The organism is Daejeonella sp. AP26 (assembly GCF_056680515.1).
The window spans coordinates 2,025,260-2,040,047 of the sequence record NZ_CM155286.1; the positions used below are offsets into that span (position 1 = coordinate 2,025,260).

18 protein-coding genes are annotated in these 14,788 nt (G+C 40.2%); 2 read left to right on the forward strand and 16 right to left on the reverse strand.

The window, feature by feature from the left end; genetic code table 11:
- Window positions 1–77: 77 nt before the first annotated feature.
- From AC1MCB_RS08700 to AC1MCB_RS08770, 15 genes are all read right to left on the reverse strand, one after another.
- A complete protein-coding gene (locus AC1MCB_RS08700) occupies window positions 78–1,139 on the reverse strand; it encodes an efflux RND transporter periplasmic adaptor subunit (protein ID WP_479968358.1) in 1,062 nt (353 codons plus the stop codon).
- Window positions 1,140–1,209: 70 nt separating this feature from the next.
- Window positions 1,210–2,550 (reverse strand): TolC family protein, encoded by a 1,341-nt coding sequence (locus tag AC1MCB_RS08705; protein ID WP_479968359.1) that lies wholly within the window; start codon window positions 2,548–2,550, stop codon window positions 1,210–1,212.
- A 15-nt stretch (window positions 2,551–2,565) separates the two neighbouring features.
- The gene (locus tag AC1MCB_RS08710; RefSeq protein WP_479968360.1) at window positions 2,566–3,156 is read right to left on the reverse strand and encodes a TetR/AcrR family transcriptional regulator; all 591 of its coding nucleotides are present in this window, start codon (window positions 3,154–3,156) and stop codon (window positions 2,566–2,568) included.
- Window positions 3,134–3,760, reverse strand: a complete 627-nt coding sequence (locus tag AC1MCB_RS08715; RefSeq protein ID WP_479968361.1) for a TetR/AcrR family transcriptional regulator — start codon at window positions 3,758–3,760, stop codon at window positions 3,134–3,136. Before AC1MCB_RS08715 ends, AC1MCB_RS08710 begins: the two co-directional genes overlap by 23 nt.
- A 132-nt stretch (window positions 3,761–3,892) precedes the next feature.
- Window positions 3,893–4,495, reverse strand: coding sequence for a TetR/AcrR family transcriptional regulator (locus AC1MCB_RS08720; protein ID WP_479968362.1), 603 nt, complete (start codon window positions 4,493–4,495; stop codon window positions 3,893–3,895).
- Between the two features lie 76 nt (window positions 4,496–4,571).
- Window positions 4,572–5,411: an endonuclease/exonuclease/phosphatase family protein gene (locus AC1MCB_RS08725; protein ID WP_479968363.1), complete on the reverse strand. Its 840-nt coding sequence runs from the start codon at window positions 5,409–5,411 to the stop codon at window positions 4,572–4,574.
- A 217-nt stretch (window positions 5,412–5,628) separates the two neighbouring features.
- Entirely contained in the window at window positions 5,629–6,225 is a 597-nt protein-coding gene (locus tag AC1MCB_RS08730) for a vWA domain-containing protein (protein ID WP_479968364.1), read from the reverse strand.
- A 47-nt stretch (window positions 6,226–6,272) separates the two neighbouring features.
- Window positions 6,273–7,463: a hypothetical protein gene (locus AC1MCB_RS08735; RefSeq protein WP_479968365.1), complete on the reverse strand. Its 1,191-nt coding sequence runs from the start codon at window positions 7,461–7,463 to the stop codon at window positions 6,273–6,275.
- A 76-nt stretch (window positions 7,464–7,539) separates the two neighbouring features.
- Window positions 7,540–8,376: an SMP-30/gluconolactonase/LRE family protein gene (locus tag AC1MCB_RS08740; RefSeq protein ID WP_479968366.1), complete on the reverse strand. Its 837-nt coding sequence runs from the start codon at window positions 8,374–8,376 to the stop codon at window positions 7,540–7,542.
- 280 nt (window positions 8,377–8,656) lie between these two features.
- A complete protein-coding gene (locus AC1MCB_RS08745) occupies window positions 8,657–9,064 on the reverse strand; it encodes a hypothetical protein (protein WP_479968367.1) in 408 nt (135 codons plus the stop codon).
- 17 nt (window positions 9,065–9,081) lie between these two features.
- A complete protein-coding gene (locus AC1MCB_RS08750; RefSeq protein ID WP_479968368.1) occupies window positions 9,082–9,504 on the reverse strand; it encodes a hypothetical protein in 423 nt (140 codons plus the stop codon).
- 61 nt (window positions 9,505–9,565) lie between these two features.
- Complete coding sequence (locus tag AC1MCB_RS08755; RefSeq protein ID WP_479968369.1) at window positions 9,566–10,168, reverse strand: YceI family protein; 603 nt, start codon at window positions 10,166–10,168, stop codon at window positions 9,566–9,568.
- Between the two features lie 62 nt (window positions 10,169–10,230).
- A complete protein-coding gene (locus tag AC1MCB_RS08760; RefSeq protein ID WP_479968370.1) occupies window positions 10,231–11,571 on the reverse strand; it encodes a hypothetical protein in 1,341 nt (446 codons plus the stop codon).
- A gap of 35 nt (window positions 11,572–11,606) precedes the next feature.
- Window positions 11,607–12,215, reverse strand: a complete 609-nt coding sequence (locus AC1MCB_RS08765) for a YceI family protein (protein WP_479968371.1) — start codon at window positions 12,213–12,215, stop codon at window positions 11,607–11,609.
- Window positions 12,216–12,535: 320 nt separating this feature from the next.
- A complete protein-coding gene (locus tag AC1MCB_RS08770) occupies window positions 12,536–12,895 on the reverse strand; it encodes a single-stranded DNA-binding protein (RefSeq protein WP_479968372.1) in 360 nt (119 codons plus the stop codon).
- A 202-nt stretch (window positions 12,896–13,097) separates the two neighbouring features.
- On the opposite strand from AC1MCB_RS08770, the gene AC1MCB_RS08775 reads away from it, so the two are divergent.
- Window positions 13,098–13,460, forward strand: coding sequence for a hypothetical protein (locus tag AC1MCB_RS08775; protein ID WP_479968373.1), 363 nt, complete (start codon window positions 13,098–13,100; stop codon window positions 13,458–13,460).
- A gap of 36 nt (window positions 13,461–13,496) precedes the next feature.
- Window positions 13,497–14,333, forward strand: coding sequence for a universal stress protein (locus AC1MCB_RS08780; RefSeq protein ID WP_479968374.1), 837 nt, complete (start codon window positions 13,497–13,499; stop codon window positions 14,331–14,333).
- A gap of 103 nt (window positions 14,334–14,436) precedes the next feature.
- On the opposite strand, the gene AC1MCB_RS08785 is transcribed toward AC1MCB_RS08780, so the two are convergent.
- A complete protein-coding gene (locus AC1MCB_RS08785; protein WP_479968375.1) occupies window positions 14,437–14,658 on the reverse strand; it encodes a hypothetical protein in 222 nt (73 codons plus the stop codon).
- Window positions 14,659–14,788: the final 130 nt, after the last annotated feature.

A 14,788-nucleotide genomic window follows, 5' to 3' on the forward strand; every position in this document is an offset into this window, starting at 1 on the left:
TGAGTATTGAGATCAAATCGGTCTGTCAACTCAATTTTTTAAACTGGCGGCAATGATTTGACCTGCTCTTCCGACAATTATTTAATTGGTGCTACTTTCGTTCCATCGGTCAAATTGATCTGTCCGCTGGTTACCACCGTTTCGCCTTCCTTTAAGCCTTCAAGTATCTCTACCTGGTCGCCATTTACCCGTCCGGCAACTACTTTGCGTTCTTTGGCAAGATTTCCTGCTTCCAGAACGTAGATCAGGTTTGAACTTACACTACCTACAAAAGCGGTCCGCGGAACAGTAAGTGCGGGAGCTTGCTCCGGGAATTCAAATATCGCGGTACCATACATTCCGGCTTTTAGCTGACTTCCTGTGCTATTTGTTAGCTGGATCTCAACCGGGAAATTCAAGGAATTATCAGCCAGCGGAGCAATGAAAGTTACCTTTCCGGTAAAGTTCTTATCAGGGAAAACATTTGATTTAATTCTTACAGCATCGCCTACTTTCAGGTTCGCTACCTGAGATTCGTTTACTGTTACTGCCAGTTTCAATTTAGATACGTCAACTAATTGAAAGAGTTGGTTACCCGGGGCCACATAAGCACCCTGCTCAATGAAACGCTTATTGATTATGCCGCTGAAAGGCGCTCTGATATTCGTGTCACCGGTTTTAATACGGGCTTGCTTCAACCTGGTTAACGCATTGCGTGTATTAAGTTTGGCTTGGTCTAACTGCTGCTGAGTTACACCACCGGTTGTGAATGAACTGGCGTAACGTTCCTGATCTCTCAACGCATTCTGGTAGGTAGCCTGGGCTGCTTCCAGATCTGCGGAAAGACTTTCTGAATCAAGGATGGCAAGCGTCTGACCTTTGCTTACCCGACTACCTTCGTCCACGTATATTTTAGTGATCCGTCCGGTATTCTCTGCTGAGAAAGTTAATTGCTGAGCTGCCTGAAAATTACCGTTTGCACTAAAGTCGAGGTTTACAGCTGTTTTAGTAATTGCCGCAGTACGTACCGCCACATCACCCGAGCCCTGAGCTACAATTGCAGTTTTCTCCTCGTTCTTCTTTTTATTGTTGGAAAGAACCCAACCAATTAAAACAAACGCTGCGATAATTGTAACGGCTGTTATGATACCTTTTTTCATTTTTTTATAGTTTGATTTTTTGTAGGTAATGAACCTTGCATGAGCCTAAGCCCGTGCAGGTATCAGGACTTTAGTTTAAAAGTGATTTGATGTTTCCGTTGGATTTTACTAATTGTATTTCGGCAAGCTTATAGTTTAGAAGCGCCTGCGAATGGCTGTTCTGAGCCTCTGTTAACGCATTTTCGGCATCTAAAAGATCGGTAAGACCTGCAAGACCGTTCCGGTAATTATTCTGTGTACTTGCGTAAACTTCTTCGGCAAGCGTAACATTGGCCGTTTGCGATGTAATGGTATTGACGCTGTTACGCAGAGCAATCTTCGCGTTCTCATAATCCAGGTTAAGTGAGTTAGAAAGGCTTCTCTGATCCTCCTTGTTCTGGAGAATGTCTACCTGGGCCTGACGAACCCTTGAGCGGGTTGCAAAACCATCGAAGATGGGCACCCGGAGGGTTAAGCCTATAGCACCCATTCCATAGCTTTGCGACTCTTTGAAATTGATCTTATCACTTAATCCGTTGAAAGAGTAATTGCTCGTGAGCGCTAATGTGGGATAATACTCCGATTGAAAAGCCTTCTTCTGTAATGCCAGCAGATCTTCCTGTTTCTTAATGATCTGGTATTCGGTCCGGTTGCTCAGGTTTAAACTGTCAGCTGAAGACAGGTCCTGCACGGATGGATTAATTTTGGCAAGCTCTGCTTCGGGAATAGCAATCGGTGTATTAACGGGCATTCCCATGTAATACTTTAACACGTTTTCCTGTTGTGTGATACCGTTTACCAGTTGATCTCTTTGATTCTGCAGATTGGTTATGTTAACCTTTACGCGGTCCAGATCAATCTTTTTGGCAAGACCGTTCTTGTATTGAGTACTTACTATATTCTCTATTTTTCGGACATTTTTTATGTTGGTATCGATTACAGCCAGCTTCTGGCGGTTTACTAACACCTGGTAATAATTAGTTGCCACCTGCTCGATGATGTTCTCCTCGGTAAGCTCCGCATTCAGGTTGTAATAATCTTCGCTGGTTTTCGCTGCTTTCAAACCTGTAAAAACCTGCTGATTGAATAACTGCTGACTTAATTGAGCCTGGGCGCTGGCATTATAAGTAGTACCAATTGGAATTACCTGGCCATTGAAGAAAAGCTGCTGTTTGATAATCTGGTCGGTAAAAGTTCCGGTTCCGGTAACCTGCGGCAAAGCGGCAGACCTTACTTCCTGAGTTTTATATCTTCCACCTTCAATATCCAAACGGGCTTTCCGAACGGTTTCACTGTTCTTTATGGCATAGTTCAGCGCGTCTTTGAGATTAAGCGGAGCTTGTATTGTTTGCGCCTGCGAAACTCCTATTGGGAGTATCAAGGCAAACAATGCCATTATTAGAGTTGATGATTTCATTTTTATGGTGTTCATTTTTGGTTTTTCAATTTATACAGCCAGCGATATGTGCTGCTGTCCTTTAACATTTGTTATTCCGTAGAGATAAAGCTCGGTGAGATGGTTTAGAACTGATTTACTATCAAACTTCTCAGCCGGAAAATCCTGCAGATTCGAAACTGAATTGAGTTGTATCAACCGGATATGTGCAACGGTCTCTATCTCTAAGCTTGGGCGATATAACTCTTCCGCGATTCCTCTCTTAAGATTCTTTATAATAGCCTGCAGCACACATTCGCTCTTATGTCCTTCAACAAGCTGCCCTGTCTCAGGGAAATATTTTTGAAGTTCAAAAAATACAGCTGGCTTTACGGTTTGAAAAATCTCGATAATAGCCTGTGTCTGAAGAAGTACTTCCTGCACAGCATTGTCGGCTTCGTTACTAAAGGACTCTACTTTACACGCATGGCCCGCAACCAGACCGCTAAACACTTTTTCAACGATCTGATTTTTATCTGTGTAATACTGGTATAGTGTTTTCTTCGACACACCCATATGTTTGGCGATATCGTCCATCGTTACACTTCTGATTCCGTAAGAAAAAAACAGCTCCCTTGCTTTATTTAATATCCGTTCTTCCATTGGCGTGATTTCTAATTCCGTTCAGGAAAATGCGTGCAACCTCTTTTTGCTTATCTAACACCTGTTGAAAACTTGAGGCGTCAGGAAACAACTTCTCTACCTTCATGCAGGATCTTAAGCCCCTGAGAGTATCCAGTAGTAATTCGGTGGTTTTTAGAGCGTCAATATTTTGTAAATCGCCCTGGTCAACACCCTTTTGAATACTTTGAGCGATAATTGCTGCTTCGCGCTTCTTAATGCTCTGTAACAACTCAATCAATGCAGGATCCTTCAGGTAAGCATCCGAATAGTCCTCTTCCATATGAAGCATAAAATACTTCTGGAAAAAATCCCTTCTCAGCTCAATAATATCCATCAAAGCCGTTTCTCTATCTGCGATCCCGAGAATGATCTTCTCAACTTCTAGAAGATAAATTGAGCTAATCCGGTCTGCTACCGCCACGATCAAGCTTTGCTTATCCGGGAAATAATAATACAACGCTGGCTTAGACACCGAAAGGTCATCCGCTATTTCTGACATGGAGGTCTTATTAATCCCAAAATGAGCGAAACGCTTAATGGCTCCCTCAAGGATCAACTCTCTTTTTCTATCAGCTTCAACCATTTTACTTTTAAACTTCCTGACTATTTTAATTAATGGGTCAAAGATAAAAGCATTTTATGATTGCAACCAAGTGGGAAGCAAAATTTATTTATAGGAAGGATTAGTGTTTACAGGAGGATGACAGTTGTGAGTCTAGGGCCTTAACCCCTTAAGAAAGATAGAAGTCAACTGCATTTCCTTTTTCAGGATTGTATCAAACTCGCTTCGGTCAGGATAGAAGCTTTTTGAAGGGGAAAAATGATTTATTCGCATACCGGCTAATGCGTCAAGAAGAATTTCGGCAGTGAAGGCAGGATCTTTAACAACGAATTCACCTTTATTATGACCGCTTTCAAGAATGGCTTTGATCTTTAAGAACTCTGAATTACGGGCTTGTTTAAATACCTCGACCAGGTTTTGAGGAAACTCGTGGCCTGTGGAGCTAACGAATTCTAACAGGTTGAAATACTTTCGAACAAACTCCTGTCTTTTGTCGAGATAGAAGAACATGGCCTTCTCACTGTCTGTTTGTTTTGCGAGTCCAGCATCCATTTCCTTATCGATCTCTTTGATAATGGCATCCATTACCGCAGCAAAGAGGCTGATCTTATCCGGAAAGTAATAATAAAGCAGGGGCTTGGAGAGGGATAAATCGGAGGCAATTTCATTCATGGTAGTTTTAGCCCACCCGAAATGTGCAAACCGCTTTAACGCTGCCCCAATTATTAGTTCCCTTTTTTTATCCTGATTCTCCATTATATTTTCAAAAATAGCATTATTAAAGATAGCAGGCGGAATGGGCTCGATGCACAATGGTGCTCACCGTAAAAACTTAATTCAAAGAGAATTTAAAAAATATGGGTACATGATCAGAAATTAGCCTTGCCTCATCGTGATCAGCAAATGCCTGGTAAAAGGGAATAATGCCGGAATTGTAACTTTTTAATCTTGAGCTTACAAAAAAGAAATTATCAAACTCAGAAGCCAGGCAGTCATTCTCAATACACGTTTTTTTTAATGAGGTATTTTGACCAACCATTGAAGGCGAATAACCCATTTTTCGAAGCGGGTTAAATACAGTATGAGATTGAGGTACATTGAAGTCGCCTGCGAAAATCAGGTTGTGCGATTGGTAAATGGCTGGCAGAAACTTAAAATATTTAATCTCGGTCTCCGGTTGCATAGACTTGGTAATTGCATGAAAATTTACAAGCGTGAAATCTTTACCATTTGAGTTTAGCCTGATAAAATAGGGTTCGCGGTCGATTTCCTGGTGATAACGTTGTTCGAGCCAGGCATCCCCTACTTTCTTAAGTTTACTTGTTTTCCAGATGAAGGCGTACCGCTCTGTTTTATAAGCACTGCTTGAGGTCGGTTCGCTAAGCGCGTAATCCCATTTCATTCCCTTTCGGTTTAAAGCGTCATGGAGGCGGGCAACTGCTTGCGGACCACCGTTTCCCGCCACTACTTCCTGGATGGCAATCACATCAAAGTCTTTGATAACAGTAGCGATAAATTCTATTTCTGCATCGCTTTTACTTTTACCGAAATCTTTTAGATTCCAGGAGCAGACTGAGATCTGCGTTTCGCTAAAAGCGGTGAAAGAGATATGAATTAAGAATATGGTGATGATTGTGATCAGGTGTATTTGGGCATGTCGAAGTCTTTTCAATAGAACATGTTTAGTTATTAACGGGAAAGGCATTTTGCCAGGCAATGTTAGCTTTAATTTCATTAATACCAATTACGGCATTATAAGTACGGTTTATCACTTCCGTCATGTTATTGAAGTTTTTAGAGTACCAATAGTTAAAAAAACGGGCAGCATCATTGCTCGGGATGTTGCCCGCACTGAATTGTTGGTTTGGAGTAAATTGAAATTTTCCGTTTTAGAACTTACGTTTTCTAAATTCTGAGGATTTTTCACTGATCTCGTTCATCATATAATTGACACCCTCCTTGTTATAAGACCACTGTTTAGCCTGATCTTTGGATATACCGATCGTCTGTGCCTCGCTAAAAGCATCGATGTTAGCTCCAAAGAATTGAAACTCCCAGCCTTTGTTATCGGTAAGATCTTTTATCATTTTTAAAATTTGGGGCTTAGTGTAGCGGGTGCTGGCGTTTTCCATACCATCGGTAATGATGAATACGAGAACCCGTTCCGGGCTTTGAGCGTTCGCAAGAAAGAACTGGGTTTCCATGGCAGTTTGCAGAGTGCTCCCCACGGCATCAAGCAGAGCCGTGTAGCCATCAGGCTGATAAGATTCAGCGGTGAGCGAACGGACTTTCCGAATGGGCACACGTTTGATAGTAACCTGCACATCCTGGTTAAACTGAACGAGGGTAAAATTGCAAAGGCCCTCTTCCTGCTGCTGATTTTTGAGGAAGCTGTTAAGACCTGCAATAGTTTCTGCCTGCAAAGAGTGCATTGAACCTGACTTATCCAGGATGCAAATGATTTCGGTGTTTGTTTGATTTTCCATAATAATTTGATTTATGGAACAAATGTCCGGCGAAAAGCCGCCCTTATCTAATCTCTGCAACCTTGCAGCTGAGGAAGATCGTATGTGATGAGTTCACGGTCGATATTTATTTTTTTCAGACCGCCTTTTGGACCTTCAATCAGGTAAGCTTTAGCAATTGCAATATTCAGCGATTTAACAAAAGCCTCCTTAACACGTGAGCATTTTTCGTTGATGGAATTGTTTACTGGGTTCACTAAATCAGTAATGCTTTTTTGAATGCTTTCCGCGCTGGAACTGTTGGTAATTTTAGAATAGATCTGTTCAAGCTCGGCACGGTGATCCGATAGATAGGGAAAAGCAACGCCTTCAGGATGGCGCAGATAAAAAAGAAATAAAGTCTTCGGCAATGGCGACATTTTGATCTCCAGGTTTCCGAAATCAGTAAGGAAGAGTTTGGAATGCTGATTTATGAGTAAGCGGCTTGGATGTGGAGTAACCGCGTACTCACTCCAGTATTGCTTCATCATTTTCAGTATACCCTGTTTATCAGCTTTTAAATAGGGATTCAGATTATTAAGCAGGTGAACCACTACATCTAGCATCAGCTCCTTATCGCCAATTTGTTTAAGGCCCTCGAGGTGCGTTTTAACCTCCTCAGATAATATTGGAATAGCCTCGTCATGTTCGGGTACTACAATTTTATTAGAATACTGGTGACCTGACAGTTGATGACGAAGCGGAGGAGTTTCAACGCGATCGTGCTTATAGAATTGCTGGTCGGCTTCGTAAAATTGAACTTCATCCCCTAAGAACGGAGGGTGTTGAAGATCCCATAACTGCTGGAACCCCGTTTGAAAGAACTCAGCAACAGTAATATTATAGCTATTATAGGATGCAAGAATTTGAAAAGGTAGATCGATTTGAGAAAGCGCATCATCTGTATAGATCAAAAAGGCTTTACCATCAGAAGTTTGCAAATTGGTTTGAACCAGGAGCCGGTTTACCAGGATGTGTGCAGGCTCTTGCAAAGTGCCTAGTACTTCTTTAAATTCCGGCTTATTCAAGACGGGAAACTGATAGGTTAAATAATGCTGGATGGAGTTCCACTGCATATTGCCGAGCTGATGCAATGGAAGATAGATCAGCTCACAGCCCTGCCATTCGTACCAATGTTGCATACGCGGCAGGTGTTGCAATATATGTTCATGCAGTTCAGGGCAGGGTTCTTTCTCGACGTAAAAAACGGTTGGCTTCAAGAGGAGGATTATTAGCCCCAATATACAGGTTAACTGACATTATTGGAAGTGGAAAAATAGGATTGCTATCGGATGCCTACTTAAGTTGGTAAGCTACTACCTTGTTGCCGAAAAAGGTAGGAACGTACACAATATTAGTTTTAACATCAAAGCCGATATCCGCTGAATTTACTTTTTGCGGTCTTGTATCCAGAAGCTGTTGTACGTTGCCATCAGCTTTTACATAATATATTGCGCCGCTCCAGCATGAAACAACAAAATCTTTACTGGTGGTCTGCTCTATGCCGTCTGTACTTTCATCCATGCCCTCTGCTATCTTTGTAAGGCTTTTACTCTTATCAGCTTTCCATAATGCACCCTTTACCAGCAAATAAAGATCATTTTCAACAGCTAACAGACCATTAACGCCCATCTGATTCTCCAGAAAGGTGCTTACTTTTCCTTTTTCAATCTGGTGTACGTTCCCTTGCCTGGAGTCTGAAACGTAAATAATTCCGTTTTTATTGATAGAAATATCATTTAGAAATACGGCACCTTGAACAGGAATCCGCTTGGTAATTTTCCCGGTTGCTAATGCTATTCCAACTACTTCGTCAACATCAGCTACATATAAAGTATTGTTATAGATGCCCATGCCTTTTGGAGCACTCAGACCGGTGGCCCAACTATTATTTACTTTCTTACCATCAAGGCTGACCCTGGCTATCGACCCCCGTGAATCTTTTTCAGCAGGTTTACCATCTATGTTAGATACAAACAAAGTTTTACTTCCTGAATGATATAACACGCTTTCTGGAACCTTCAAAATGGAGTCGGTTTCCCATAATTTAACAAGCTGATGTTGCTGAGCGCTTGCAGCAGATGCACAAAGCAAAACACCCGAAATCAAAATAGCGTTGAAAAAATTTCTCATAATTAATGGTTTATCAATTAATAGATGATTGAACACTAAAAACTAATACCAAAGTTACAAAAGTTACAGTTCAATATCTGTAGTTCTTTGATGGATCCGATCGGACAGTTTCAAGGTGGAAACCCCAGTACATCAAAACGTATAATGTAAGTTGACCAGAACCTTACCGAAACTAAGATTGCATCAAAAAGCCGGATGTGTTTCAACCGGCTTTTTGTAACTGCGAATAAAAAGCTCCGGCCTCATCTGCAGCTTCATCAAAGGTTCTCTGATGGTAGATTCAGGGATTAATTTTGGCAAATACCAGTCCGGCGATAAGCGATTGAACAAGGCCATATATAAACCAGCTTGCCACCATTATTATCGTGATATCTAAAGCACTGAAGGTGATCCACATAACCGGCAGTAATGCCACCAGCGCGTATACTAAGCCAAACTCTAAGCCTCTGAGTAAGAACGGACCATTGAACAATCCTTTAAACCGGTCCCAGAACCACGCTAAGGAAAAACTTATTATGAAGGCGTGCATGTAAAATAGGATATCCCTACTGCCGTCTGAATTAAACAAGGGATTAATATACTCCATAAAAAGAGCGGGAAAAAGATTTACTCCCACATAAAGCCCACCGTAGCTTACAATGAATAATATTGTTCCGGCAATAAGTCCTGACAAGAGAATCTTCTTCATATTATCTTTAATTGTAGTTAAACCAGAGCTTCCCCGGTTAAGGATTCTTTGAATGTTAGATCTTTGTAAATAGTAAATATTTCTCTTTTGATATTCTTAAAAGATTTATTAAGGTCTAATATCTCATCGTTGAGACGTTCACTTGCAAGTTTAAGAAAGTCGCTGCTTTGAAAAGCTAAACCATTCATATTTGAGTTTAATTGCCCCTGGTAAACCATAAGTTCCTTTGATACATTAGCTTTAACTAAACTTAACTGAGATAGGTGACTGTTAATTAATTGGATTCTATTTACATTGTAATCATGCACCATAGGCAAAAAATACTTAAATATTAAGCTTTTAATAAATTTCATTTCATCGTCAAGGAAAATCAAATCTGATAACTGATGCTTACTTAATTGGTATAACCGCTGAAGTTCTAAGTTTTGTTTTGTTTCCATTTTTGCAAGTTTTATAAATTAAATTAGCATTAAGACTTAAATTCAAATTAACCTTTATCTGTTAGTTCAAGACTCTTACTTTAAGATTGAATTCGACATTCAGTTCATTGTTAGTTTTGATCATCCCGCCGATCTTCCGTGGGGGAACAATATTGAAGTCTGAAAAATTCACCTGCCTCGTTCCAATAAGAATTGCAGAATGAGGTCCTTCCGGTATAAATTTGTAGTCAACATCGAAGCGCTTGGTAACACCGGCGAGTTCTATTGTAACATCTCCCCTTACTGCTTCCTCTTCGTTGTTTTTGGGATATCTGCTTAAATTAAGGAAGCGTATCGCTAACTTGGGAAATTCTTTAGATTTTAATGTTTTCCGTAAATCACTTGTCATAACCGGGTTATGACAATCGAAATTTTGTACATCCAGTTTCATTGACCCGCTTATCCTTATCGCCTCCGTTGGCGCCCCTTTGTAAAAAGTCAGTGTATCGGGCCTTGAGTGATTAGCAATAACGCAGCTGAATTTATTAACATTGGTACTACCACCTACCTTAAGAGAGCAGCCTTTGCTGATCACCCACTTAGTTAAATATGGTCGGCTATCACTAAGGTTAAAACCGGATAATACGACAATAAAAACAATCAATAAAGGCTTAAAGCGGATCATGATTTTAGAAGATCAAATAAAAAAAGCAGACTGAGTGATCAGCCTGCTTTTACAGTTATTGGTTAGAAACCTACTACTGCCTGGACAACGAATCCATTGAATTCACCACCGTTGCGGTAATCGGCTACCGGTACATCTTTGTATTGTTGTTTAACATACTCACCTTTCAGCATCACGTTTTTTGTCATGAACCAACCGCCACCGACCGCTAAGCGATCAACTTTGATGTCATTATCGTAGATGATAGCTGGAGCAGTTCCGGCTGCAGCTACGTTTGCAAGCCTGGCAGTTACCGCGTTGTAACGAACACCAAAGAATACATTTTCTTTTTGACCTACCCTATACACTGCATCCATTGCATACTGACTCACTTTGCGATCGTTACTTTCATTTTTAGTTCTTCCCTGAGCAGCTTCATATGTTCCAAATAGTTCAAGGCCCTGTACTTTAAGGAAACCATTCAACTGTAGTGCATCAACTTTTTTAGAGAACCCAGGATTTAATCTGCCTGATGTAAAGTTTGCACTAACTGTGCTTCCCAATTTTTCCATTGGCATAAAGTAATTAGAACCGGTACGGTCGCCTGCATACAATGTCTGGCCACCAGAGCTTTTATTGGTGTAGTAAGAAGCTGCAAGGCGCACCCGGACCAGGTCATTAATTTGCTTGTCAAATCCACCTTTTAAATACAGAGCCGGAGATTTATGAATGTTATCATCCTGAGCTGTAGGAATCAAACTATCAATGTTTCCTTTAATCATACCGTTTGATACACCCAGCAAACCAAATAAACCATTTTTACGAACCAATACTTCTCCGCCGATCTCGGTAGTAAAACCGTCTAATATATAGTTTTCGATGAAGGGATTGTAAAGCGTGTGGCCGCCATCAGATCTCCGGAAATGCTGATCACCATAATTGATTTCCATGTGACCAATCTTGATAGTAGTAACTTTCATGATATCTTCCCATATTTTACCCTGGAACGGAAGCTTATCAAACTGAATATAACCACCTTTTACCCATGTTTCATTGTGGTGACGTGAAGAAAGATAACTTGTTAAGTTTAAGCGGATACCGTCTGCAAGTTGCACATCCATATACAGGTTGGCATTGGCAGTGTTAAATCCCGGTGTAATTTTATATAGTCCGCCAGAGGTATTCTGATGCTCCAAACCCTGAAAAGACTGTGTAAAACCAGCACCGAACTTTAATTTTAATCCATCGAAAACCGCGTTTGTATCTTTAGGTGCATCGAAGACGTTAATTCCGGATTGATCGTATGCCCGTAGATTATTAACAGTATTGTTTGATGTTGTTACCACCTGCGCCTGAACCATTCCAGAACCTAAGCAGGCTAGCATAAGTGCTGAAGCTTTGAGTATTTGTAGTTTTGTTTTCATTACCGTAATTATTAGTGTTGTGTGTTTTTGTTGAGTTATTTTTTAAGTTTCAGAATAAAATCAATCGTTACATCATCGCCGGTTTTCAGCGCACCCATCATGAAGCTTGGGGCTTTCATTCCATGACTGCTCATTTTAAGTGGTTCAGAACCTTTGATGGTAATACTTCCATCCGTATTCACCACATAAGTTGATTGAATAGTTACTGGTTTTGTAACTCCGGAGATGGTTAGGTTACCTGTAGCTTTTATGCTCTTTTGTAGAGGAACAATAGTAGCGTCGGTTAATTTGAAAGAGATTGTTTTAAATTTTTCAGCGTTCAAAGCTTTATATGCTCGTGTATCCATTAACTTTTCTTTGCTTTTGAGGCTTGTAACCGGCAGTGTAAAAGTCATAGAACTGAGATCCTTAAGTACTCCGTCATTTATCGAAAAATTTCCTTCGCAGGTGAAGTTGTTGGCTGTCATATCCCAATCGTGAAGATTGGAAGTTCCAAGTACTTTTATTTGGGAAGTCGTAATAACTTTATACGGACTTTGCGCTGTTGCTTTTTGTGTAATGGCAGTAATGCTTAGTAATAATGCAACTACCAGTATACTACTGACTGATTTCATTGACCATTTTGTGTTGCTTGAAGTTTTCATTTTCGATTCTTTAAATTTTTCCACCAAGCTGTTTCTATTTCTGTATTGAGCAACAGCCTACTTGCTTTGATTATATAATCCAAAGGTATTGCCGAGTTGCTAAGCACAGAATGACTGAAAGTGGTGAAAAGCGTAACCTTCAACACAAAAAAGCACTACTATGGTCACTTTTTCTGAGGTTCTTAACGAACACAAAAAAAGGGGGAGTTTAAAAGAATTGAATTCTTTTAAGCTACCCCTTTAAAATCGTGGATTTTAGAGCAATATCTCAAGTGATAACCCGGTTCGTAAAGGCCGGTAATCAAGTTAAGCTCTTGCGATTATTTACTGACAGGCTGAACATCTTTTTTGCCTCCGTGGAATATCAGATCATTCACCACTACCTCCGTGATAAACTTTTTCACCCCAGCCTTATCAGTATAAACCCTGCTGATCAACCGGCCTTCAATACTAATTTCACTACCCTTATGAAGGAAAGTTTCGGCAAGAATTGCATTCCTTTCCCACATGACCAGATTATGCCATTGAGTTTCTTCTATTCTTTCTCCTTTATCATTTTTATAAAAATCATTGGTCGCAATAGATACCCGGGCAACTTTTTTGTTGCTGGCTAAACTTTTAATCTCTGGATCGCTGCCCAGAAATCCTACCAGGCGCACACTGTTTCTTAAATTACTCATCGCTTTAATTTTTAGTATTCATTTGTTAACGAACAACAGCTCCCTGCTATTGACAGAACAAAATTGCATCTACACAAAAAAATTAGCCGGATGATAATCAGATATATCCGATTATAATCGGTTATAAACGGATACAAACGTTTTGTATATTTATGAAGCTGACTGATAATTTAAAGAATAAGCTTATTAAAGATTTGACATAATGGAAGCAAGACTTTGCCTGGACTGTAATGAAGAGCTAAAAGGCCGCTCTGATAAAAAGTTTTGTGATGATCTGTGCCGAAGTAATTTTAACAATCGTCAGCAAACCGAAAATAGCATGTACATGCGCCAGGTGAACAATATTTTAAAACGTAATCGGCGTATACTGGAGGAACTCAACCCTGGCGGTAAAATGAGAACCAACCGCAAAAAACTGCTGGCAAAGGGTTTCGATTTCGACTACTTCACAAATATATATCAAACTCAGACCGGCAAGATCTATTACTTCTGTTATGAGTCGGGATATCTAACGCTTGAGCGGGATGATATTTTATTGGTAAGAAGAGAGGATCATGGTAATTAAGGTAAACAGTTAAGAAGACTAAGAAGTAAACTATTTATGAAAAAAATAACTGCTGCGTTTGACGGGCTCAAGTTTTCCGAAAGCACATTACAATATGCGATAGACATTGCCAGCGATACTGAAAGCCTGCTAGTTGGAGTTTTTCTGGATGACTTTACTTATCATAGCTATAAACTCACGGACATGGTCGGTGAGGAGGGTGTTTCAGCCGTTAAAGTAAAATCGCTTATAGAAAAGGATACTGAGACCCGGCGGAAAGCAGTGTTGGCCTTTGAAGATACTTGTACCGATGCTCAAATAAAGCATGTTGTGCATCATGATAAAAGTATCGCCCTGCAAGAGCTGATAAAGGAAACAGTATACAGCGATTTATTAATAATAGGCGCAAAAGAAACGCTGACTCATTTCGATGAAGAGTTGCCCACACAATTCATCAGAGATCTGCTTGCAGAGGTACAATGTCCGGTACTATTAGTACCCGCAAGTTATCAGAAAATTGAAAGTATAGTGCTCTTATATGACGGTGATCCGTCATCTGTATATGCGGCAAAGATGTTAAGTTATATGTTGCCGGAACTGAAGTCGTTACCTACAGAAATCGTTTCTGTAAAGGTGGAGCAAACCCAAAATACTTTTCCCCAGGAACATTTGATTAATGAATTTATTTCATGCCACTACCCTGAGGCAAAGTTTAACCTGCTGGAAGGAATGCCTGAACGAGAAATAATTGAATATCTTGAAGAGAGACAAAATACATTGGTTGTGTTAGGGTCGTACAGACGAAGCATGGTATCACGGTGGTTTAAGCCAAGTATGGCTGATTTGATCATTAAAAAAACCGGTCTACCGCTATTTAGTGCTCACTATAAATAAATGGTTAGAGCTCAGTATTAAGACGTCAAGTTCTCTTTCGTAAGCAGTTAGTTGCTAACTCTTGTACTCGCCATCGAATGAAAACTTGTTTCTCTCCGAATGTTTAATCAGCCATATGCTTTGATACTGAGACGTTATACTTAATATCCCAGCACAGGCCTTTTTCGCCCTTCTTTTTTTGAGCCATAAATGTGACCTTTTTCTCCGCCACTGAAATTTCATCCTTGATTGTTGAATCAAAACTCCTGTGAGGGTCAGGAAGCTTCCTGACGAAGTGATTCATCGCATCGGATAAATCCGCCGGCAATGTCTTGATGCTTTTCATAAAATTGATTTATTCGTAGGTGTACATAAATTTACAAATCATATTTCAGTAGAAAGACAAAGAATTAACCTTTGTTACCTGTTAGCTACCGAATAGTTTCATACCGGCAAATAGGAACTGGAACTCTTGT